The organism is Alteromonas alvinellae, from assembly GCF_902705805.1.
The window spans coordinates 1-21,336 of the sequence record NZ_CACSIH010000205.1 but is presented as its reverse complement, the minus strand read 5'-3'; the positions used below and the strand labels follow the sequence as shown (position 1 = coordinate 21,336).

The following is a 21,336-nucleotide window of genomic DNA, read 5'->3' as shown; positions in this document are numbered from 1 at the left end:
GAACGATTTATGTTCATGATCTTGCCCTGCTTTTAGTGCCCATGTCATTGTGCGCAATATTCGACGAGCAAGGCGATTTTTTTATTTTAGGTATTCTGGGCCTAGTTTTTTGGTTTGGTATCTTTATGAGTGCGTTTCGTTACAACAGTTTTTTTATAAGTACGCTTCACCTTAAAGCAAAAAACAATAGCTTAGTGGAACAAATGAAGGTTGAACGTAGTGAAACAGAAAAAGTAAATCAACTGCTTGTAGCGTCTAACGAAAAACTTGACGCGTCAAATGCAAATCTTGAAGCCGAAGTTGAACGACGAACCGCTGAACTTTACCGACTATCCAATAGAGACCCGTTAACTAATTTACTCAATCGAAATGGATTTTTAAAATACCTGAATAACTTACTCGACACTACCCGCGCGCTTGATAACTCATTGGCACTCTTATTCATCGACTTAGATGGATTTAAGCAGGTAAACGATAGTTTAGGCCATAAGATCGGTGACATTGTACTAGCCGAAATTGCAAACAGGTTACGTAACTACACAGAGGAAAACCATCTTGGAAGGTGGGGCGGCGATGAATTTGTCTCAGTTATTCCCTACGCTAACATCGACACGGCTAAAGCGGTGGCCCATGCAATGCGCAGCGGCATCACCATTCCGATAATTGCTAACGATAACCAAATCACCCTTGATGCTACGATTGGCATCGCTATGTTTCCTGAACATGGCGAAACGGCTGTTGATCTGATTCAGCAGGCGGATTTGACCATGTACGATCAAAAACGCCAGCAGCGTGGCTCTGTAGGCGTTTTCAGCGAAGCACTCCACAAGGATATAAAGCGAGAACAGCAACTTTGCGAGCGACTTCGCGGTGCAATAGACAATGGCGAGTTTACCGTATTTTATCAACCAATAATCGACGTCAATTCAAATACTCTCTCTTCTGTGGAAGCCTTACTTAGATGGAAGTTAGATGACGAGCATATTTCACCTGCTGTGTTTATTCCCCTAGCCGAGCGCGGCGGGCTCATGCCTGAAATAGGAGCATGGGTATTGAATCGCGCACTCATAGACCTATCCCACTGGCAGTTTAAACAAGGCCTTGCAATATCTATTAACGTTTCAGTTTCTCAACTTCTTGATGATAGCTTTTTAAAAACGCTAGACAATGCACTTAAATCTACCCAGATTTCATCTGAGCGATTACATCTAGAGATTACCGAGAGTGTTTTCGCGAGCAATAAAGAAGTGGTGAGCGTAAAAGTCAATGAACTCGTGGCTCGAGGCATTAAGGTCTCTATTGATGATTTTGGCACTGGTTACTCATCGTTAAGCCGCCTGCAATCTATGCCCTGCGATTTTATTAAAATTGACCGCTCTTTTGTACAGAATAGCTCTGAAGAGAGTGATACCATAATAAGAGCAACACTTTTAATGGCAAAAGAGTTTGGCTGTAAAACTATTGCAGAAGGGATCGAGACAGAGGAGCAAAAACAACACCTTGCTTCACTGGGAACCGATTACCTGCAAGGTTTTTATTTTGCTAAGCCTATGAATGCCAGCGACCTTATCTCTTGGTATAACGAAAACTATTAATCACCATGGCTCAACTTTATTTTTATTACTCTGCAATGAATGCAGGGAAGTCTACCTCATTACTTCAATCGGCTTATAACTACCGTGAACGCGGCATGCATTCCGTCATTTATACTGCAGCGCTTGATGATCGATACGGCGTAGGAAAAGTCACGTCTCGTATCGGCTTACAAGCAGATGCCAAGCTATACGCAAAAGGCGATGATTTGTTTGCCTCAATAAGCAAAGACTGTGAAGCGTTGAAGCCCGACTGCATATTTATTGACGAGGCACAATTCTTAACGAAAGCACAAGTAAAGCAGCTAGTAGACGTAGTTGATGAACTTGATGTGCCGGTACTTGCCTATGGCTTACGTACCGACTTTTTGGGTGAAACCTTTGAAGGCAGTCACTATTTGCTGGCTTGGGCGGATAAGCTATCCGAACTAAAAACTGTTTGCCATTGCGGTAAAAAAGCAAGTTTCGTCGTCCGCTTAGATGAAAACGGAAACGCTGTAAAAAATGGTGACCAAGTTCAAATTGGCGGTAACGACACCTATGAGTCAATGTGTAGAAAGCATTTTAAAGAACTGGTTTGGGACTGAATCCCAATATTAAGTAACCCATAAAAAGGTCAGTGGTCACTGAGTATTTTAAATGTTGCGGGCTCTAACATTTATTGCCCGCTTTCCTTCCAAAAAGGAGTTAAACACGACAATCAAATTTCTCTCGCTCTCTTCTCCACTTTCGACTAATCAGTGTCAGCCAAGCTCGTTCAGCACATTCCAACATCAACATAAAGCATTAAGGCTGAAAATAAATTAATTTACATCATAACTATAGAGATTTACTTAAAACATTTTACTTAAACAATTAAGAAAAGCACTTGCGCCTTTTTAAAACTGATACTACTGTTAAGAGGATGTAAATAATAAACCTTTTTTTAACACACTCAGCAAGGTATCACCCATGAAACACACCAGTACGTTTAAACCGGCTTTAATTGCTATTTCGATTGCTGCTGCACTTAACAGCGGAACAGTTGTAGCACAAGACACACCTGATGACGAAAAAGTAGAAGTTATTCAAGTTTCCGGTATCCGAGGCTCTTTAATGCGGGCACAAGCGGTTAAAATGGACAACGATTCTATCGTTGAGGCCATTTCCGCGGAAGACATCGGTAAACTTCCAGATTCATCAATCGCAGAATCACTCGCCCGCTTGCCCGGTCTTTCAGGTGAGCGTGTGGGTGGAAGAACGTCTGGTATTTCGGTACGTGGTTTTAAAGAAGACTTCACCGGCACCTCGTTGAACGGACGAGAGCTGATCGGCATTGGTGATAACCGTGGCGTAGAGTACGACTTATACCCTGCTGAAATCATGACAGGTGCCACAATTTACAAAACCTCTGACGCTTCGCTGATTGTCCAAGGTATTGGCGGTACCGTTGACCTTCAAACAGTACGCCCGCTCGCAGCTCAAGAAACGCTTACCGTCACTGGTGTTTATGAGTTGGGTGGCAATGATTCGGATAACCCCGAGTTTGATAATAGCGGCAATCGTTTTGCCCTATCCTTCGTAGAAAAGTTTGCAGATGACACGGTAGGTCTAGCGCTTGCCATTGCATCAACGGAATCCCCCAGAAACGAGAGAAAATACGGTGTTTGGGGATATGGTGAGAATGACGATGGTAAGGTGCTTCCATTTGGTTTAGACACTCAGGCCATTAGCCGCGTGCTAGAACGCGACACGATTTCAGCCATTCTTCAATGGCGTCCCACCGATAGACTAGACATTGTTTTTGATGCGCTAGATATTGATTATTCCGACTCAGGTGTGATTCGCGGTTTCATCGAACCCTTCGCTGCGGCAAATGTAAGCGGTACAGGCATTAACAACTCGGGCACGCAAGTTAACGTGAATCCAGTACTGCGTACAGATCCCGCGCAAAAAGATGGCGAGCTTCAAACCTTCGGTTTAAATATCAAATACGACATAACCGATGAGTGGTCACTCACACTAGACGTGGCAGACAGTGAATCGAACAAACGCGACTTGCGTGGTGAATCATACGCTGGTTTAGCTCGGTCTGGTGCGCTTGGTGAGGGGCAGCTGGGTTCACGTCAGTTCCAAATGAGTACGGACGGTATTTTCTTTACCGACAGCAGCGGTCTTGACGCTTTTTCTGACCCAGACTTGCTTCAGTTGGCTGGCCCTCAAGTTTGGGGTGGCGGTATGGCTAACATTGCTGATCAGTTCACCACCGATGCTTTACAGGCTAATGGCCAACCCTACAGCTATTTCAACGCTCAAGATGGCTTCCTGAACTTTGCCGATTTTGAAGAAGAACTGACCACAATTCGCTTCGAGGCTATAGGCTATGTAGACTGGGGAATATTTAACACTTTTACGGCCGGCGTAAACTATAGCGACCGATACAAAGCAAAAGATAACAAAGGTTTCTTCGCAACCGCATCATCTTATCCATTTTCTGAAGCGATCCCTGAGCAGTATCTGTACAACGGCTTAGCTGACTTAACCTGGGCTGGCATGGGTTACGTTGTAGCCTACGACGGCTTTGCCCCTTACAACGATGGTGAATATACGCTCAATGATGCAGGGCTTCTAGAGCCTGATCGTTTAGGCGATACCTACACCATTGATGAAGAAGTAACTACATTATACGCCCAGCTAGACTTTGAGACTGAAGTCCAAGGTTTCAATGTAAAAGGCAACGTGGGTGCACAATATGTACAAACGGACCAAAGCTCAACGGGTTTCATTGGTATTGTAGGCCCGAACTTTGCCGTGTGTGACGACGATGGCAACCAAGTGGTTGATGCGGACTGTATTATTACGGATGGCGATGATTACTCTCACTTCCTACCTAGCCTGAACGTAAGTGTCGAACTTAATGAGAATCGCTACTTGCGTTTGGCGGCATCGAAAACCATTAGTCGAGCGCGTATCGATCAAATGAAAGCATCAGGCTTTGTTAAGTTTGATCAAAATATTGAGCTGATTGCCACAGAAAATTCTGAGGCAGCGGTGAGAGAGTTTGGCTCCCCTTGGTCTAAATTTACAGGTAACCCAACGCTTCGTCCGTTAGAAGCCAACAACTTTGACATTTCATTTGAAAATTACTTCGATGAAGAAGGCTATGTTTCGATTGCGCTTTTCTATAAAGATTTGGTTAATTGGACCCGCGACGGTAACCAGCTTATTGATTTCACGAATGACGCAACCAATGACGGTGCTAATTACTTCATTCCTGGATTCCATGACAGAATCGTAGACGTTGCTGGTAACTACGGCCCGCAAGACACGCCTTACGAAGTGGGCGATTTAGTTACACCACCAGACCAAGGCTTCTATTCGTTCTTCGAGGATGGCCTAAAAGGTGAAATGAAAGGGGTTGAGCTAACGGCCAATGTTCCTTTGAGAATGCTTACTGACTCTCTGGATGGATTCGGTATTGCCGCTTCTGCAACAATCCTAGATGCAGAGCTTGAAGATGGCACAGCCATTCCAGGCCAATCAGACAATACGTACAGCGTTACAGCGTACTATGAGATGAACGGCTTCGAGATTAGGGTTGCGGCAACCGATCGTTCTGAGTTCCTTACATATCAGCGTGGTGGTTCAAACAAAATTGAGCCAGCAACTCGTAACGCCGTTACCCAAGTAGATGCTCAAATCAGCTACGATTTTGCAGATAGTGGAATTGAGTATTTAGAAGGGCTAAGAGTGTCGTTACAAGGCGTCAACCTTACTGATGAGAAAGAAGAAACCATTGATGATGCGGGCATTGTTACGCTTCGCCGCGAGTTTGGTCCTTCTTATATGTTAAACCTTAACTATTCGTTCTATTAAAAGGGTTCATCCCTGTTGAACGTACGAAAATAATGGCACGCATCTTTAGACAGTGGATACGTGCCTTGCATTACTGCCATGTAAAGTGTGGCAGTAATGCGCATCTCTGACATTGTTTTATTTTCACCCTTCGTTTATTACAGAGCCTTTAATGACAACACCACACCGCATTGTGATTGCTGGGGGCGGCACAGCAGGTTGGATGGCTGCCAACCTCTTAGCGCATCGCTGGACTAGTCAAGCTGTCACCATCACACTCATAGAATCGGAAGACATTGGCACTATAGGCGTAGGCGAAGGCTCAACGCCAACTCTCAAGCGGTTCTTTCAGACTCTTTATATTCCTGAGTATGACTGGATGGAAGAATGCCAAGCCACGTATAAAGTCAATATCAAATTCACGGGATGGAGTGGCAATAATTCACACAGCTACTCTCACCCTTTTATTAGCCAGTTAGATATTTTTAGCGAACGGGCATTTCACGTTAACGCCTTAACCAGAAGACTGGGGCTTGATGTTGAAACTCAGCCCGATAAGTTTCTCCTGGCGGGTTATTTAGCAAAGAAAAAGCTTGCTCCTCTCCCCTCACATAATTTTCCCTTCGACATAGAATACGGCTACCACTTTGACTCTCTCAAACTTGGGCGATTCTTACGTGAGCGCGCTAAATCAAAAGGCGTATCTCACGTTATTGGTAATATTGAATCGGTGCATACCACATCATCTGGCGACATTTCACATCTCGTTTGTCTAGACGGACAAAAATTTGCAGGAGACCTGTTCATAGATTGCACGGGGTTTTCAGGGCTCCTTTTACAAAAGACGCTAGGCGTACCGTTTAGGGACTTTAGTGATAACCTGTTTAATGACTCGGCCGTTGTTTTGCCTACTCCTGCATGCGCTAATTTACCAGTTGAAACTGAATCGGTAGCCATGTCGAACGGTTGGCGTTGGCAGATACCGCTTCGCAACCGCACGGGAAACGGGTATGTGTATAGCAAGCAGTACCAAGAGAAAGACGCTGCAGAATGTGAATTGCGACGCGCATTGGGGATGGAAAATACCAATGTTGAAGCAAAGCACTTGTCTATGCGCGTAGGTCAATGTGAAAGGCACTGGGAGAAAAATTGTCTTGCTCTGGGTTTGTCGCAAGGTTTTATTGAACCTTTAGAAGCTACGGCACTACACCTAGTTCAAACGAGCATCGAGCTTTTCGCGGACAACTATTCCTTTGGCGCGACAAGTGCTCAACAGAGACAGATATTTAATCAGGAAGTTTCAGAACGCTTTGAACGCGTCAGAGACTATATCGTGTGTCATTACAAGCTAAATGGGCGCAACGACAGTGACTATTGGAGAGACAACAGAGCTAATATGAAGCTATCCGAGTCACTGCTTAGTTTACTTGATGTGTGGTACAGAAAAGGGGATATTGTCGAGGAAATAAAACGTCAGGGTATCGGTCAACATTTCAGCACTACGTCATGGCATTGTTTGTTGTCTGGATATGGTATATACCCGCCACCGGCACTCAATCAGCCCGCTTCTTTGAAGGAAAGCGGCGATCTTTTCGAAGAAAAGAAACTTGCCGCATTTTTTAATCGCTGTTCGTTAAACTTTGATAAGCAATCAACCTTATTTAGAGCGGGCTGAGCCCTAAGGCTAAGTCTATACAGTCTCTCCAACTTGCAATTCAAAAGGCAGCGTACTCTTTGCTGTTACTTGATTAAGTAGTGCTTTTGTTGCCTCTACTCCTTTCTCACTGCTCGATTGGCAAACGGTAGTAAGGCGCGGTCGGGTCCGCTCAGCTTCTTCAATACCATCAAAACCTGTTATTTTGAGTTCTTCTGGCACCTTTATTCCCATTTCTAATGCCAAGTGTAATAACTCCAACGCTATAATATCACTCATACATAAAACAACATTAGGTCTGGGCGAGCTAGTCAATACCTCTTTAGCCGCCTGCCTCGCGAAGTGTCGATCACTTTCTGGAAGGTGCCAAATACGCTCATTGCTGACTGATATACTCTTTTCTGTTGCAGCCCTCAAATAACCGTCAAGCCTACGGTGGGCAATTGAGCTATCTACATCTATCAATGGGTTATCATAAATACGACATGTCGAAGGCGAATCTATAAGACGAAGGCCAAAAATTGCCACGTTATCACCTTCGTTTAGTGCATGAGATGCGACGCGATACGCTGCTTCCTCATTATCAATATTAATAGACGGCTTATCTTCAATGTCAAAATCAACCGTAACTACGGGTTTAGGCGATACCGCTAACTCACTTACCAGATTGCTATTACGAGGCTGCCCGTAACAAATGAATCCATCAACAAAATCAACAACGTCAAGAATGCTGTCAGAGTCTCCTGCGTAAAGTAACAAGTGCTTACCATTCTCTTGGAGGGTAGAAGAAACGCCTTTGATAAAAGTACTGGCGACGGGATCACTTACCATATATGAAATGCTGTCGGCCAACACCAAAGCTACAATGTTTGACGTGCCTTTTCTTAGAATCTGCGCAGCTTTATTAGGGCCGCTATAACCAATCTTCTTACACTGCGCTAAAATCTCTTCGCGTTTTGTTTTTGATAATTGGTCTGGGCGGTTAAATGCATTTGAAATAGTTGCAGTTGAAACGCCCAGCTGTTCCGCAACGTCTTTAAGGGTAAGTTTTGTTTTGTTCATTAATAATTAACTCATTTAACGAAGCTTGTTACCCCATATTGCGTGTCGAAGGGCCATAAACATTCGTTGTTACTACCCTTCGATTGTAACACCTTCTTAAACGTTTAACTTAAAAATATTAACGTTTGATGTGAGTTTTATTTAAAAAATACAACACGACTTAATGTTAAGTCGCTTTTTCTGTTACCGCGTTCCGAAGATCTTGTCCCCAGCATCGCCTAATCCTGGCAATATATAACCCTTTTCATTCAATCTATCATCGATTGCGGCGGTAAAGATATCAACATCCGGATGGGCTTCAACAACAGCTTTAATGCCTTCAGGCGCAGCAACAAGGAATAGTCCCATTATTCTTCGACAGCCTTTCTTTTTCAGAAGGTCGATTGTTGCAATCAAGGTACCGCCTGTTGCCAGCATTGGGTCAACAATCAGTGCGGTACGTTCATCAATGTTTTTTACTACCTTGTCAAAATAGGCAACTGGCTGTAGTGTATCTTCATCACGGTATAGACCTACTACACTTATCTTCGCATTTGGAATAAGTTCCAATACGCCTTCAAGCATACCTAAGCCAGCACGAAGAATAGGGACAACAGTTATTTTCTTACCTTTAATTTGTCTTACTTCTACCTCATCCCCCGACCAGCTTTTAATCGTCGCTCTTTCCGTAGGCAGTGTTCGCGTTGCTTCATAAGTCAGAAGGTTCCCTACTTCAGAGGCAAGCTCGCGAAAGTCTTTGCTGCTAATTTTAGCGTATCGCATAAGCCCTAGTTTGTGCGCAATAAGCGGGTGGGTAATTTCGTGAACGGCCATGTAAGACTCCTTGTAATCGATTTAGCTATATTTTAACCCAGAAGTATTTTAGTTAAAGCGATTAGTCGTAAAAATATGTTTATTCAATGCTTTAAAACGCCACATCAACGCTAGACAGAGTGGATAAATGCTATAACCTAGTGCGTAGGCTATAGCCACAGTTCGTGGCGCAATTCACGATCATGAATGTATAGCGCTCGCTATGAATTGTCTTAGTTACGCGCTAATGAGATCGATTGAGAAAGTTTCAGGAAGTTCAATTTTCTCATAACAGCCGAATCAAACTTACTATTCAAACCATGTTTATCTATGTCAAAAGGAATTGTTTATGCATTCTTACGCTAAACGTTTTCGCTATTTTGCTGTAATGGCACTGAGTTTCTGTGCCCATAATGCCTTTGCACAATGGGAGCAAATCACTCCTGAAAATGAGGTGGTGGTATCAGTACCTGGCGGCGGTGAAAAAACCGTTTACCCATCATGTTCTCTTCCTGCTTTACCGGGACCAGAGGGGTTAGCACCCAACCCATTCTCGTTTTATTTCGAACAAGGAGAAAGTGATAACCTACTTATCTACTTCAATGGTGGCGGCGCCTGCTGGGACAGTGCCACTTGCTTAGCGTCAATGCAGCTTGAGTTTGACGACAACCCTATGTCGCGAGCCGCTTATAACCCATCAGCCGTAATCGAAAATACGCCATTTATTTCAGGCGGAATATTTGAAGATACACAAGAGAACCCTTTTCAAACTTGGTCAAAAGTTTTCATTCCCTACTGTACTGGCGACCTACACTTAGGCTCAAAAGACACGCAATACGTTGACGAGCTTGGTATCGTTACAGGTCTACCTGGTGCCGAAGTTACTTTAAAGCACCGTGGTCACGACAACGCACTAGTTGTTATGCAGTGGATTAAAGAAAAACTGAACAACGATGATTTATCACCCAACAAAGTGCTACTCAGTGGAAGCAGTGCGGGCGGTTATGGTGCAACGTTCAACTTCCCCTACTTCCAATCGCTGTTTGGTCGCACAAAGGTTGCCCTCTTCGCCGATGCGTCGCTTGGTGTTATATCCCGCGGCTTTACGCAAACAGTACTAAACTATCAAGGGCCATGGGGGATAGAAGATACACTACCACGTAATTTTCAATCACTGATTGGCAATTTTAACCATCTAACGCTCAATAAGCAGGTGATGCTGCGATTAGCTTATCAGTACCCTTGGAACCGTTTTGCGCAATATTCAACAGGAACCGACATTGTTCAAATTCAGTTTTCTAAAATCTCTGATCAGGTCTCTAGAGGTAATTTAGACCCAACGACATGGGGTGTAACAGAATCTGATTTAGGCTACGTACTTGGCTGGCAGCTTCAGGCTAATGCGTCAGTTCATGCGCTGTCAGCGTTCACATGGAACTATCAATTTTATATTGGTGAAGGCACCTGTCACATGGTACTAAACGACTTCTGCGAAGATAATGCCTTTCCAGTATCATCGGCCAGTCCATTTTATAATGAACAAAGTGCTAGAGGGATTTCCTTTAACGAATGGCTACACACGTTTGCTACATCACGCCGCTTTAGAGAAAATAGCGCTGCTTACTACCAATAAAATACGAAGTGCGAACTTGTATTAAGAAGTAATGAAAAACATGGCAAGTCCAACCAAGCAGTGGTTGGCTTAGCCATATTTATACCTGCGATAATACGCCGCGATTACGAACATTTTAAGTCTCGCTGAGTGGGTAATTATCTATGAGGACTGGTATTACAACTAGGATTTGTTGTTCCTTGCTGTGCATTTATGCAGCAACAAATTAACACGCCCTACTACCCAACTTGTAAAGTAGCACCATCAGGCATAGTTACTTCAATTTTCATGTTCCCGCCAACCGCAGCTAGATAAGCAGCTGCACGTTGAAGAGAAACGTCCTGAATACGTTTTGATTCCAACTTACTTACACCAGAAGCTGTGACCGATAACGCCATTGCTACGACTTCCTGTTTAACTCTGTGCTGCTTTCTGATGTCACCTAGTGTGATTTCTTTCATTGTCTTTTACCGAGAATTACGGGCATTAAAAAAGCCCAGATGGTGATACCTTCTGAGCTTTTGCAAAACGTTCTACCTGCAGTGCCCAGAAGCCAATACTTGCCCCTGAACACCGACGGTCAGGTGCAATCAGTAATTAAAATTATAAAAATAACCAGTTGAAACGTTTTGCATGATAATTCTCTTTTCACAATGTGCTTGTACAAACGACCCTGTGCCGCGACTAAGCTAAATGTTGAGGCTTCTGTGCTTTTCAAAAATACAGCAGCGGCCTTCTGTCACTTATCCTTAACCATACCATGTAGATAAGCAATAGCAATGACTTTCCAAAAAGGAAAGTGCCTAAAGCATGCTATGAGTGCGTGATTAGACAAGAAGTGCCTTTAAAAGGCTACTCTATCACCCACCGCCGCTTGCTTGAGTGATGCTAGAAAATTGGGGACCTGATCGTTTCCTTCTTCAGGAGACCAGCTTGCAAAGCCTTTATCATCGGTGACTTCGTAAGGGCCCTGTTTAACTTCCATGAAAACTACTGGGCTATGGCACACCGTTGCGTGCCAGGTATTAGGAGGAATCTCAATTCCGCAGGTCTCTCCGCTAGCAGTTAGCGTTACTCTGTTGTCAACGTCGCCATCATCGCTGAAAAACAGAATGTCTAATTCGCCCTCTACCACCATGAAGAACTCCCACTTATGAGACTGTACATGTCGATGAGGCCGCACGTAGGAGTCAGGCATCATTGCAATAAACAAACGCTGTACCATGTCGGTATAAGATTTATGTACGTTCAAATTAGCCCGTCGGCGAGGACTTTCCTCAGCCGACTGTTTAAGCGTTTCAAACAACGCTTTATCAAAACACTGAATCTTATCCAACATCACACCCTGTCTATTATTGCGCTAGTAATTTAAAGCGTATCGCTCCTCCCCCCGATGGCGCAAGCTTTAATGACAAGACATCGGCAGACGTGACTACCTTTTTTTCGATGTTCATTGCGTAGGGGTTTGTTTTCCAATGCGCTTTCTCTCCATCCAGATAGAGCTGCGCTTCATACTGCTGACCTTCCTCTAGAAAGGTTAGCGGTATTGATAACTCTCTGGCTTCTTCATTCGTAATTGCACCAACATACCAATCGTTTCCAGAGTAGGATTTGTGCTTGCTCGCTTTACGCGCCATTACAATATATTCGCCCACTTCCCCTTGAAGCGCTTTACTGTGAGACCAGTCTGTAGGGACGTCTTTGATAAACTGAAACGCCGGTAAATTATTCTCATAATTACGAGGCAAGTCTGCAGCCATTTGGATAGGGCTATACAGCACTACGTATTGGGCCAGTTGCTTGGCAAGCGTTGTTTGAGGGCGCATTACCTCTCCTTTGCCCCACTCTATTCCGCCGTCATTTTTCCGAACATAGTCAAAGTTGAAAATGCCAGGTGTGAAATCCATCGGACCAGCGAGATAATTGGACTCCCCCGCACCTGAAGGTTTGGGGTAATATTTTTGTTACCACACAAAAAATATTAAAGAGAGTCCTTAACATGTATCGTACTAAAGTCGGCGTTGATTTAGCAAAAAATATAATTCAGGTTTGCACACTTCACGGTAAAAAAGTTACGTCTAATGTAGAGATGAGTACCGATGAATTTTCACTTTGGTTAGCTCAATCTAAGCCCGTCACTGTAGCGTTTGAAGCTTGCTCTACTTCAAATTATTGGTATCAACAAGCCATTAAAGCTGGTCATGATGCTCGACTGATTAGTGCCAAGTTGGTCAAAGCTGTTAGGCAGAACCAAAAGACGGATAAAAATGATGCATTGGCCATTGCACAAACACTGTTTTTACCGGAAGTGTCTTTTATCAACGGTAAAAGCATTGAGCAACAACAGTTGCAATCAATTCAACGTTTACGCGAGTTAGCAATTAAGAGTCAAAACGCCTCGCAGAAACAAATAGTATCGTTACTGTTAGAACTAAACATCCGTTTACCCAATACACAAGGTGGCGTGCTGCGAGGGTTAGAAGCTGTACTTGAAGACGGAGCTAATAATTTATCTGATACCTTCCGTGCCACTCTTTCGATCGCTAAAGTACAACTTGAAAACATGATTAGTGCTATTGGTGAATACGATAAATATTTAGAACAAAGTATCCAATCATTACCTGATTGTAAGAAGCTATTAAAGCTTGAGGGTGTAGGTCCAGTTAATGCGGTAAACCTTTATATTGCTTTGGGCGCAAATCAATCGCAGCCGTTTAAGAGCGGAAAGAATGCGTCTGCTTGTATTGGTTTAACGCCCATTCAGCATTCCTCTGGTGGCAAAGAAGTCATGGGAACCATAGGTAAGTATTGTAAAAACGGCTCCCTTCGAAGTCAGCTGATCACTGGTGCCATGTCAGTGGTGATTAAAGTGATAAAATACGGCGCAAAAACGAAAAAAGAACTGTGGTTGCAGGGCTTAATGCAACGGCGAGGTAATAGGTGTGCAGCTGTAGCCCTGGCTAACAAGACAGTCAGAACTGCTTATAGTATGCTGCAAAATAATACAGAGTATTACGCTGCATAACTCACAGCGCAAAATGAGTTAACCAACTAAAATGCTTGAACAAAGATAAAAATCTACAAACGAAGTCAGCCGCAAGCTTGGAGCATAAAAGCTCGCCAGCGAGACTTGGCCGTTTGTTCGCGTAAACATCAGTGAGCCAGAGATAGCTTCTCTACTAGAGCTCGAACATAAGCACGCATCTTTCTTTTTGTGATATTAAGTTTTGGTTGTTGACATGGGGGAGTCCACATAAGCATGCGAGTAAACGCCAACATGGGAATATGGTTAGGTGGATTAGGTGCCGCCCACCCTGAGTTGTATTCCTGACCACGAGCGCTTTCTCGCGATATCCAGTTCGGATAAGTACGGCGAAGACCGGTATCTTTTACCGATTCATGAGTGTTGATAGACAACTGATATTTCGCAGCGGTTGTGACGTTTTTAATGAAATGATTTACCACGTCTTGGCTGTCGGTATATTCATAGCGCAGTACGTTGTTGTCGTCGCGCACTTTGAGATTTTGGCCATGGGCAACATAGCCCGTTTTAATTTGAGAAACCCCCAGCTTGTTGTACAGGGCAAAACCGTCTTCCATCTGCGCTTCGTAGTTGGTTATTCCTCCTGATGTTTCATGGTGTCCTATTAACTTCACGCCAACTTTCTCGCCGTAGCTGGTCACCGCTTCAATATCAAAGTCTGGATAACTTTCTGTGAAAGAAAATAGCTCTGAATTCGCTATCCAATCACCATCCCAACCTTTATTCCAACCTTCAACCAATACACCGTCAAAACCGTGTTTAGCAGCGAAGTCCATGTATTGCTTTGTGCGCTGAGTAGTAGCACCATGCTTGTCTCCAGAGCCCCACGTATACTCATCAATGTGCATTCCCCACCAAATACCTATGTATTTGCCTGGCTCAACCCAGCTCACGTCACCGAGCTTATTTGGCTCATTAAGATTCAAAACAAGGTATGAATTAACCAAATCCGTTGCGTCATTTCCTAACGTAATAGTGCGCCATGGGGTAACAAAACTGCCAGTTTTATGCACCAAACTCCCGTCGTGACGAGGTGCCAGCGAAGCGTTAAAACGCCCTAACTCTTGTCTTTTAAGGCTCATACCTGCGTAATCAACAAGGGCAGCTTCATGAATAGCGACATGAGTGCCGCTTTCATACTTCACCGTGAATGGCGTGTGAGCGGTGTGAACGTCTTGCAGATTAGTAGATTGATAAACATATTCATATCTATCTCGACCATGGGCTGGGATCCAAAACGCTTTGGCTTGATGAGAATCGACTAGGTTAAATTCAGTCAGCTCTCTTGTAATTATTCGATTACCGCTTGCAGGTAGCTCGTAGCGAAAGCCGATACCATCGTTAAAAACTCTGGCTCTTACAAGAAAAGTGTGGTCTTTATCGCTAGGGTTATAGAACTTAACCAAAAGCTCATTGTGGTTGTCGCGAATGTCTCGCTGCTCTCCCCACGGCAGCTGCCATGTTTGATCCACCGTATTCCTGCTTACCTCTTCTACTTTAAAGTCGCGATATAAAGGGGCCGCTTTTGCAAAAGTAAAACCAAGCTTACCGAGCCCTAAAACGGGTTCTCCGTTAAATGACACCCGGTATTGCGCTAATTCGCCATCATCTGTGAACGACAGTTTAATGTTTTTATTCGGAGATAAAACCGACACTTCTTTAGCCATTGTAGGTAAAGAAACGGTCAATAAGAGCAGCAAAAATATGCGCATAAAACATCCAACAAAAGTTGTTAACCTAATGTTAGTATTAAGTAGTAGCGAATTTTTGCAACCCATTCCTTAATCAATTAAGTCTATTTTTTGGTTAGCGCTTGTTTTTCTTCATTCTACGGCTTTGTTCTTGACGCTTCTCTTCTCGTTTTTCTTTTCTATCTTTCTTATTAGGCGTTAGCGAGCCTGTTTTGAATTTTGCTTTACGCTTGGCTTTCGCTTCAGCTTTCTTCGCCGCCTCAAGTGCCATTTCTTCTTTTTCGACTTCCAGCATTTCAGGTGTCTCTAGCGTTATTCGCCCCAACTTACCCGACTGCAGTTCTTTAAGCAGGATCTCGCATATTTTATGAAGATTTACGCGACCACCCGCTTGAATTGCTCCGCGCGTTTTGGCAGCGGCTTCCAGGAACTCTATTTCAGTATCTGGCAATTCGTCCAGCTTGTAGCGCTCCTTCATTACCTCTGGATACGCTTTAATGAGGTAGTCTGCCGCAAAAAAACCGACATCGTCGTATTCCATGGCGGTGTTTTTAACAGCACCTGATGAAGCTAGCCGATAAATAGAATGTGGGTTTTCAAGCTTAGGCCATAGTACTCCCGGCGTATCAAACAAGATAATACCGCTGCCTAAGTTTATGCGCTGCTGGCTTTTCGTTACAGCTGGCTCGTTACCTGTTTTAGCAATGATTCGGTCGGCCAAAATATTTATTAGCGTTGATTTTCCAACGTTAGGTATCCCTGTGATCATCGCTTTTATTGCTTTAGGCTGACCTTCTTTATACGAACAAATGCTTTTAACCAGCTGCATAATTTGCTTGCTGTTGCCTGGGTTATCGCTAGAGGTCGTAATCGTCTTCACGCCACGCTCTTTTTCTAAGCTCTCTTGCCAGCGAGCGGTGATTTCAGGGTCTGCTAGATCGTATTTATTAAGAATTTTAATACAGGGCTTGTCGCCGCGAATTTTGGCAATTTCAGGGTTTTCACTGGAATATGGAATACGTGCGTCAAGCACCTCAATAAGAATGTCTACTTGATTAAGCGACTCTTTAATTTCTTTCAGGGCTTTGTGCATATGCCCTGGGAACCATTGTAATGCCATGGTTGTTTCCTATCGTAATCGAGTTGAGGGGAGTGTGCTTAACGGGTTAATTCATAAGCGCAGATATTCACAGCGCTGGCCAAGTTTAACGAGTCAATCTTACCACTTCCTGCAATGGTATATGCTGTTGCGTTTAGCTGCGATAGTGCGTCAACAGGCACGCCACGGGCTTCGTTGCCAAAAAGATAGCACTGGTATTCACCGAAGGTTTCTGAGGTGATGCTTTCACCATTCATGTCCAAGAAAGCAAATCGTTCAAACCGTTCGCTCAAACTTTCAAGTGCTACATTCAATTCCATGTTTACATGGAAAATGGCCCCCATACTTGAACGTACTACTTTTGAGTTGTACGGATCCACGCTATTTGGACTTAGCAAAAGTGTGAAATTACCAAACCACGCTAATGTTCTTAATATCGTTCCTAAGTTACCAGGGTCTTGTACTTCATGAAGATAGATGTACTTTTCGGTACTAGAGCTGTTTTCAGAAATGTTGGTTTGTGACCGGTCTGAACTTAACGAAGCGTTAGGAAGTGGAACGCGAGCGATAATACCTTGAGGTGACTTGGTATCGCTTAGTTGCTGCATTTGTTGCGACGATATCGTCTCAATCCTCAGCGCAGTTTTTGAGGTAGGAAGCCTTTCTTTCACCCACGCCCTATACTCAGCTGTTATATAGAGGGTGATATCACCTAAAGTACTGCTGTTATGCTTAACTACGTCAAATAACTCTAAAACTAAGTGCTCTCCTTCCACCAAATAGAATCCGAACTGCGTTCTAAATTTCTTTTGATGAAGCTTCTTCACGTCACTTAATTTCATTCTCACTGCCCTTTTTGTTACTTGCGGCGCAAGTGTAAGGTATCCAGCACAAAACGCAAAGCGACATCTATGTGTGGGCGGTTATAGGAGAAGCTAAATTTAGGTGTCGGCGTCTAATAGTACACGCCCAGAACGAACGGTGATCTGCTCAGGCATATTGAGAATAGCTTTGGTCAAATCAACGGAATAGCCTATTCCTTCGTTATCCATTATGTGAGCAGGGAGATAAAACTTCTTAAGCGCTTTTGCTTCATGCATTGCCGCATCAACTCGATACCACCTTCCATCAAGCCACATTTCATTCCAAGCATGTCCATATGCTTCAACGCCGCTTTCGTACTCTACAATCACAGTACCCACGATCACTCTCGCAGGTATCGCCAGTGCCCGCGCAAGTGCAGCCGCAAGTACCGAGTACTCGGTACAGTCGCCGCTTCTAGATTTCGCGACAGTAGAAGCGAAAGAGAAATTATGAATATACGAAGGCTCTGAAATATAGCTGGCAATGAACGTTTCAATATTGTCCCCTACCCTGGTATTTCCATTCTCATTACCTTGTTCGTTGCGATATTCGTTTAAAAACGCTTCCACAACCGTTTGTACCGCCTTTTCTTCAAAATCGATAACAAATGTGTTCGCTTTATAGTTCGCCAGCACGTCTGCAGTGGGTTCTAATGCACCTTCTAACGTATCGCTAAGCATTATCGACAGCACACTATTTTGCAACTGTTGGTGTTGAGAGAGTGCTACGCCACGCCAGTGCGATAAAACAGCGCCAGCAGCGTTGGGGGCATACACCTTCACATCAACCCATATCTTTTCATCAAGTGGCAGCGACACATCTTCATCAATAGTCAAAGGAATTAGCGCAAAAGTAGGGGAGCTTTGCGCGTAGCTAAAATGACTTAAAAGGAGTCCGCTAAGTATTGTGAAGAAAGCCCATAACGTCTTACTTGCTTTCAAAACTTTATATTTCATTATGAACAATTTCACCGTCACAGCTTTATCGGCTTGCCAGATACGTACATCGGCATAACACTGTAATCTATAGGCCCCATTTCCACTTTAGCCCTTTGCATAATGAAATCTTCATCGACTGTATATTCAATCTTAAAACTTTCAATTTCAGCCACTAGCTCCAATAACCCATTTTTTTGACTCTTTTTATACATGACGGTTGGTGTCGGCTGAGTTGGGTCTCCTTCTAGGCTCCACGTGTTATAGCTTAAAGAGTCTTGGTCTGAATTGGCTAACTTCTGTGTCTCGAGATAAGCGCCAAAGTTTGAAGTAAATACATCATCATAAGAAAGTTCAGAGTTTACCTTCTTTCCTTGTATTTCACCCTCGATAACCCATGTTCCTTCTGTTCTAGACAGCCCCATTGATGACAATACCTCGCCGTTTTCCACGGTGTATTCGTAAGTATTGATCAAGGTACCGTCAATTCGGCTCCATGAACGTGCCAAAGAATCGGTAGATGAGACAGTATTAGCATCAACAGGGAGAATAAGTGAAGTTGCTTCTACAATTTCCACATCGCCATCAGCATCAATAGAGAATTTTTCAGACACTATACCTACTCGTTCACCCTGCATCTTCATTCCATTAATGGCAAAAAAGAAGGGCTTCACATTTGCCGATCTATCTACCGCATTAACAAATGAGGTGAATACGTCTTTGAAGGTTTCTCTGTAGCCTATCTCATTGTGCAAGCAAACCTGTAAACCATTTGCAGACTCCGCAGACATGCCTTTCATCAAACCAGAAACCCGTTCGTCTGTCTCACCTAAATTGTAGAGAATGTCGTAACTGAAAACGGGAACATTACCTAAGTTTGAAACATCAAGGCTGAAGTTATATTGACTCTCCAACGTTTTGTTTAAGTTTGCTGATACGTTGTTTACCGCGTATTTCATCATGTTGACTAGTGAATTGGCTAAGCCGTCATACTCTTGAAAAGCCCAACACTCAACAGGAGATTCAGAGCCGATATCTACCGTAAAGTACCAGTAATTATCTTCAGACTGTGCCTCAGACCATGTACCAAGGCCAGTTGCATTGATGGGGAACGCAGGAAGAGATAAGCGAGTTCGAGGCAGATCCTTTGCTTCTTTTACTAATGACTTACTGAACCAATCAGGCAACTGTTCGCTGGTTATATAATCTTTAGCAGTCGCAGGTGCTGTTGATAATAGCGCTGTTAGCAAACAGGCCACAGAGGTTCGTTTCATCATTTTTCAATCCTTTTTTATTAGTATATTTTGACTACTCGTTTTGTCTAAAAACGCGTCTCAACCTTCAGCAACCACATAAATGTCACCGTCGTAAATACCTTGGACGGTTAGCTTTTGGCTTGCCAGTGCCTGAAGGTAATCAATATGCGCTTGCTCCACTTTTTGCCCCGGAACAATAAGCGGAATACCTGGAGGGTACGGTGTAATTAAACCTGCTGCAGTGCGACCAACGCTGCTTTGCCATGGAATGGCTTCTCTAGGGCTGAAAAACGCTTTCGACGGAAGGTCGTCTAAATGAATGGCCGGTATGTCTGCCGGTAACGGACTCTTGCTCTTGCGCTTGCTTAGGTTAACGGCGCCATCATCAAGACGTTTCAATGCATTGTACAGCCTTACAATTTTAGAGCGCATTCCGCCTAGCGTAAGCAGTACTAAAATAGTGCTATGAGTAAACTTCTCGATTTCTAAACCAACTTCGTCCATTAAGAAACGATGTATTTCTTGATTTGAATAATCAAGCGCCGATACGTCAATTAGGATTTTAAGCGGGTCGTGCCCAATATTATCACTTTCAAAGTGAGAAAACATATTCGCAAAGTCACTAGGCGAGAGTATTTTAAGTCGCTTGAACTTGGCCATTTGCGATTTGAGTTCGGCCACATTACTTAATAGCTCGTTAAGGATTTTGTAGCCTTCCATTTCCAGCTGTTGACGACAAACATCAAGCGAAGCAATAAGTTGATACTTAGGCGAGGTGCTGGTGTGAATAGCAAAGACCTCTTTAAAGAAGTCTTTATCGAATTCTGGGTCGTTTACGTGAATAAAGGATGCTTGCGAGAACGCCGACACCACTTTGTGTGCAGAGTGAGTAATATAGTCTGCCCCAGCTGCGATAGCAGAGTAGTCACGCAATGCAGGGTGGAACAAGGAATAAGCAAACCACGCTTCGTCAATGAACACTTTAATGCCATGCTCATGGGCTAGATTAACGACTTGCTTAAGGTCGGTGAGTAACCCGTCGTAGGTACACCCCGTCAGTACGATAAGTCTAGCGTCAGTATTCTCTTCAATAAGCTGCTTAATTTGCGCCATTCTAGGCGGTGAAAAAATACCGTACTCAGGGTTAAACACACTGTCTAAATACACTGGCATGGCTCGCGCCTGAATAATACCGTAGTGCACTGACTTGTGGCAGTTTCTGTCGGCAATAACTTTGTCGCCCTCACGCAACAGCGTCTGCAAAATAATTTTGTTTGATGTAGAAGATCCGTTCGTGACGAAATAGGAATGGCGAACCTCAAATGTATTCGCAACAGCGGCTTGCGCTTTACCAATAGCGTGAGTGCCATCGGATAGTGAGCCCAGCGAGTCTACGCTTACCGATAAGTCACTAACAAACACGTTACGGCCAAAGAAACGATAAAAATCACTGATATAGGGTGAATTTCTAAAGCTTGCGCCACCGCTGTGACCTGGCGTATGCCACGAGTCGTTAGACTCTACCACATAGTCTTTGTATTCAGTCCAAAACGGCGTTTCGTTTCTATCATCAAAGTCATTGATGATATAACCCAAAATGGACTCTGGGTCTGAAATAATGTCGTTACGATAGAAGAATGATTCAATGCCGTTGGCTTGGTTTACAATATCCAACCCTTTTACTGCGTCGCCTAAGACATACACGGGAAGTTCAGGGCGAATACGCTTAATGGCGTCGATCACTCTGGCGTTATTATCAATCACAGTGTTGCGTGCTGAAGACTTTTCGCTTGTCGTTTTCTCGTTCGCGTTTTGTGAACTAACGCTTTCGGCTGCGGGGCTCGTATTTTCATTAAGTACGCCATTTAAAGGCACTAAGGCGTGTTGATCTTTCGTGATTAG

16 protein-coding genes and 1 pseudogene are annotated in these 21,336 nt (G+C 43.8%); 6 read left to right on the top strand and 11 right to left on the bottom strand.

Annotation, left to right across the window (positions count from 1 at the left end; genetic code table 11):
• The 4 genes from ACX5KA_RS15405 to ACX5KA_RS15390 form a co-directional block, all read left to right on the top strand.
• A partial coding sequence (locus ACX5KA_RS15405; RefSeq protein ID WP_458731587.1) for a putative bifunctional diguanylate cyclase/phosphodiesterase occupies positions 1-1,595 on the top strand: 1,595 nt, incomplete at its 5' end.
• Positions 1,596-1,600: 5 nt separating this feature from the next.
• Positions 1,601-2,179 carry a thymidine kinase gene (locus ACX5KA_RS15400; protein WP_014950261.1) on the top strand — a complete coding sequence of 193 codons (579 nt, stop codon included), beginning with the start codon at positions 1,601-1,603 and terminating at the stop codon, positions 2,177-2,179.
• Between the two features lie 364 nt (positions 2,180-2,543).
• Positions 2,544-5,447 carry a TonB-dependent receptor gene (locus ACX5KA_RS15395; RefSeq protein WP_039218329.1) on the top strand — a complete coding sequence of 968 codons (2,904 nt, stop codon included), beginning with the start codon at positions 2,544-2,546 and terminating at the stop codon, positions 5,445-5,447.
• 151 nt (positions 5,448-5,598) lie between these two features.
• Entirely contained in the window at positions 5,599-7,101 is a 1,503-nt protein-coding gene (locus ACX5KA_RS15390; protein ID WP_458731586.1) for a tryptophan halogenase family protein, read from the top strand.
• 15 nt (positions 7,102-7,116) lie between these two features.
• On the opposite strand, the gene ACX5KA_RS15385 is transcribed toward ACX5KA_RS15390, so the two are convergent.
• A complete protein-coding gene (locus ACX5KA_RS15385; RefSeq protein WP_458731585.1) occupies positions 7,117-8,142 on the bottom strand; it encodes a LacI family DNA-binding transcriptional regulator in 1,026 nt (341 codons plus the stop codon).
• 183 nt (positions 8,143-8,325) lie between these two features.
• The gene (upp, locus tag ACX5KA_RS15380) at positions 8,326-8,955 is read right to left on the bottom strand and encodes a uracil phosphoribosyltransferase (RefSeq protein ID WP_014950265.1); all 630 of its coding nucleotides are present in this window, start codon (positions 8,953-8,955) and stop codon (positions 8,326-8,328) included.
• A gap of 328 nt (positions 8,956-9,283) precedes the next feature.
• On the opposite strand from upp, the gene ACX5KA_RS15375 reads away from it, so the two are divergent.
• Entirely contained in the window at positions 9,284-10,567 is a 1,284-nt protein-coding gene (locus ACX5KA_RS15375; RefSeq protein WP_458731584.1) for a pectin acetylesterase-family hydrolase, read from the top strand.
• Between the two features lie 218 nt (positions 10,568-10,785).
• Here ACX5KA_RS15375 and ACX5KA_RS15370 read toward each other — a convergent pair whose 3' ends face one another.
• From ACX5KA_RS15370 to ACX5KA_RS15360, 3 genes and pseudogenes are all read right to left on the bottom strand, one after another.
• Positions 10,786-11,007: a helix-turn-helix domain-containing protein gene (locus tag ACX5KA_RS15370; protein WP_014950268.1), complete on the bottom strand. Its 222-nt coding sequence runs from the start codon at positions 11,005-11,007 to the stop codon at positions 10,786-10,788.
• A 383-nt stretch (positions 11,008-11,390) separates the two neighbouring features.
• The gene (locus ACX5KA_RS15365; protein ID WP_458731589.1) at positions 11,391-11,885 is read right to left on the bottom strand and encodes a WbuC family cupin fold metalloprotein; all 495 of its coding nucleotides are present in this window, start codon (positions 11,883-11,885) and stop codon (positions 11,391-11,393) included.
• A gap of 13 nt (positions 11,886-11,898) precedes the next feature.
• Positions 11,899-12,465, bottom strand: a pseudogene (locus ACX5KA_RS15360) (glycoside hydrolase family 97 C-terminal domain-containing protein); the annotation flags it as partial.
• 80 nt (positions 12,466-12,545) lie between these two features.
• Here ACX5KA_RS15360 and ACX5KA_RS15355 point away from each other — a divergent pair.
• Positions 12,546-13,571, top strand: coding sequence for an IS110 family RNA-guided transposase (locus ACX5KA_RS15355; RefSeq protein ID WP_458731583.1), 1,026 nt, complete (start codon positions 12,546-12,548; stop codon positions 13,569-13,571).
• Positions 13,572-13,699: 128 nt separating this feature from the next.
• Here ACX5KA_RS15355 and ACX5KA_RS15350 read toward each other — a convergent pair whose 3' ends face one another.
• The 6 genes from ACX5KA_RS15350 to ACX5KA_RS15325 form a co-directional block, all read right to left on the bottom strand.
• The gene (locus ACX5KA_RS15350) at positions 13,700-15,301 is read right to left on the bottom strand and encodes a glycoside hydrolase family 97 catalytic domain-containing protein (RefSeq protein WP_458731582.1); all 1,602 of its coding nucleotides are present in this window, start codon (positions 15,299-15,301) and stop codon (positions 13,700-13,702) included.
• A 94-nt stretch (positions 15,302-15,395) separates the two neighbouring features.
• Entirely contained in the window at positions 15,396-16,400 is a 1,005-nt protein-coding gene (gene ylqF / locus ACX5KA_RS15345) for a ribosome biogenesis GTPase YlqF (protein WP_458731581.1), read from the bottom strand.
• A 38-nt stretch (positions 16,401-16,438) separates the two neighbouring features.
• On the bottom strand, positions 16,439-17,221 hold the full coding sequence (locus tag ACX5KA_RS15340; RefSeq protein WP_458731580.1) for a TrmH family RNA methyltransferase: 783 nt from the start codon (positions 17,219-17,221) through the stop codon (positions 16,439-16,441).
• 99 nt (positions 17,222-17,320) lie between these two features.
• The gene (locus ACX5KA_RS15335; RefSeq protein WP_458731579.1) at positions 17,321-18,199 is read right to left on the bottom strand and encodes a transglutaminase domain-containing protein; all 879 of its coding nucleotides are present in this window, start codon (positions 18,197-18,199) and stop codon (positions 17,321-17,323) included.
• Positions 18,200-18,216: 17 nt separating this feature from the next.
• The gene (locus ACX5KA_RS15330; RefSeq protein ID WP_458731578.1) at positions 18,217-19,455 is read right to left on the bottom strand and encodes a hypothetical protein; all 1,239 of its coding nucleotides are present in this window, start codon (positions 19,453-19,455) and stop codon (positions 18,217-18,219) included.
• 57 nt (positions 19,456-19,512) lie between these two features.
• Positions 19,513-21,333 (bottom strand): aminotransferase class I/II-fold pyridoxal phosphate-dependent enzyme, encoded by a 1,821-nt coding sequence (locus ACX5KA_RS15325; protein ID WP_458731588.1) that lies wholly within the window; start codon positions 21,331-21,333, stop codon positions 19,513-19,515.
• Positions 21,334-21,336: the final 3 nt, after the last annotated feature.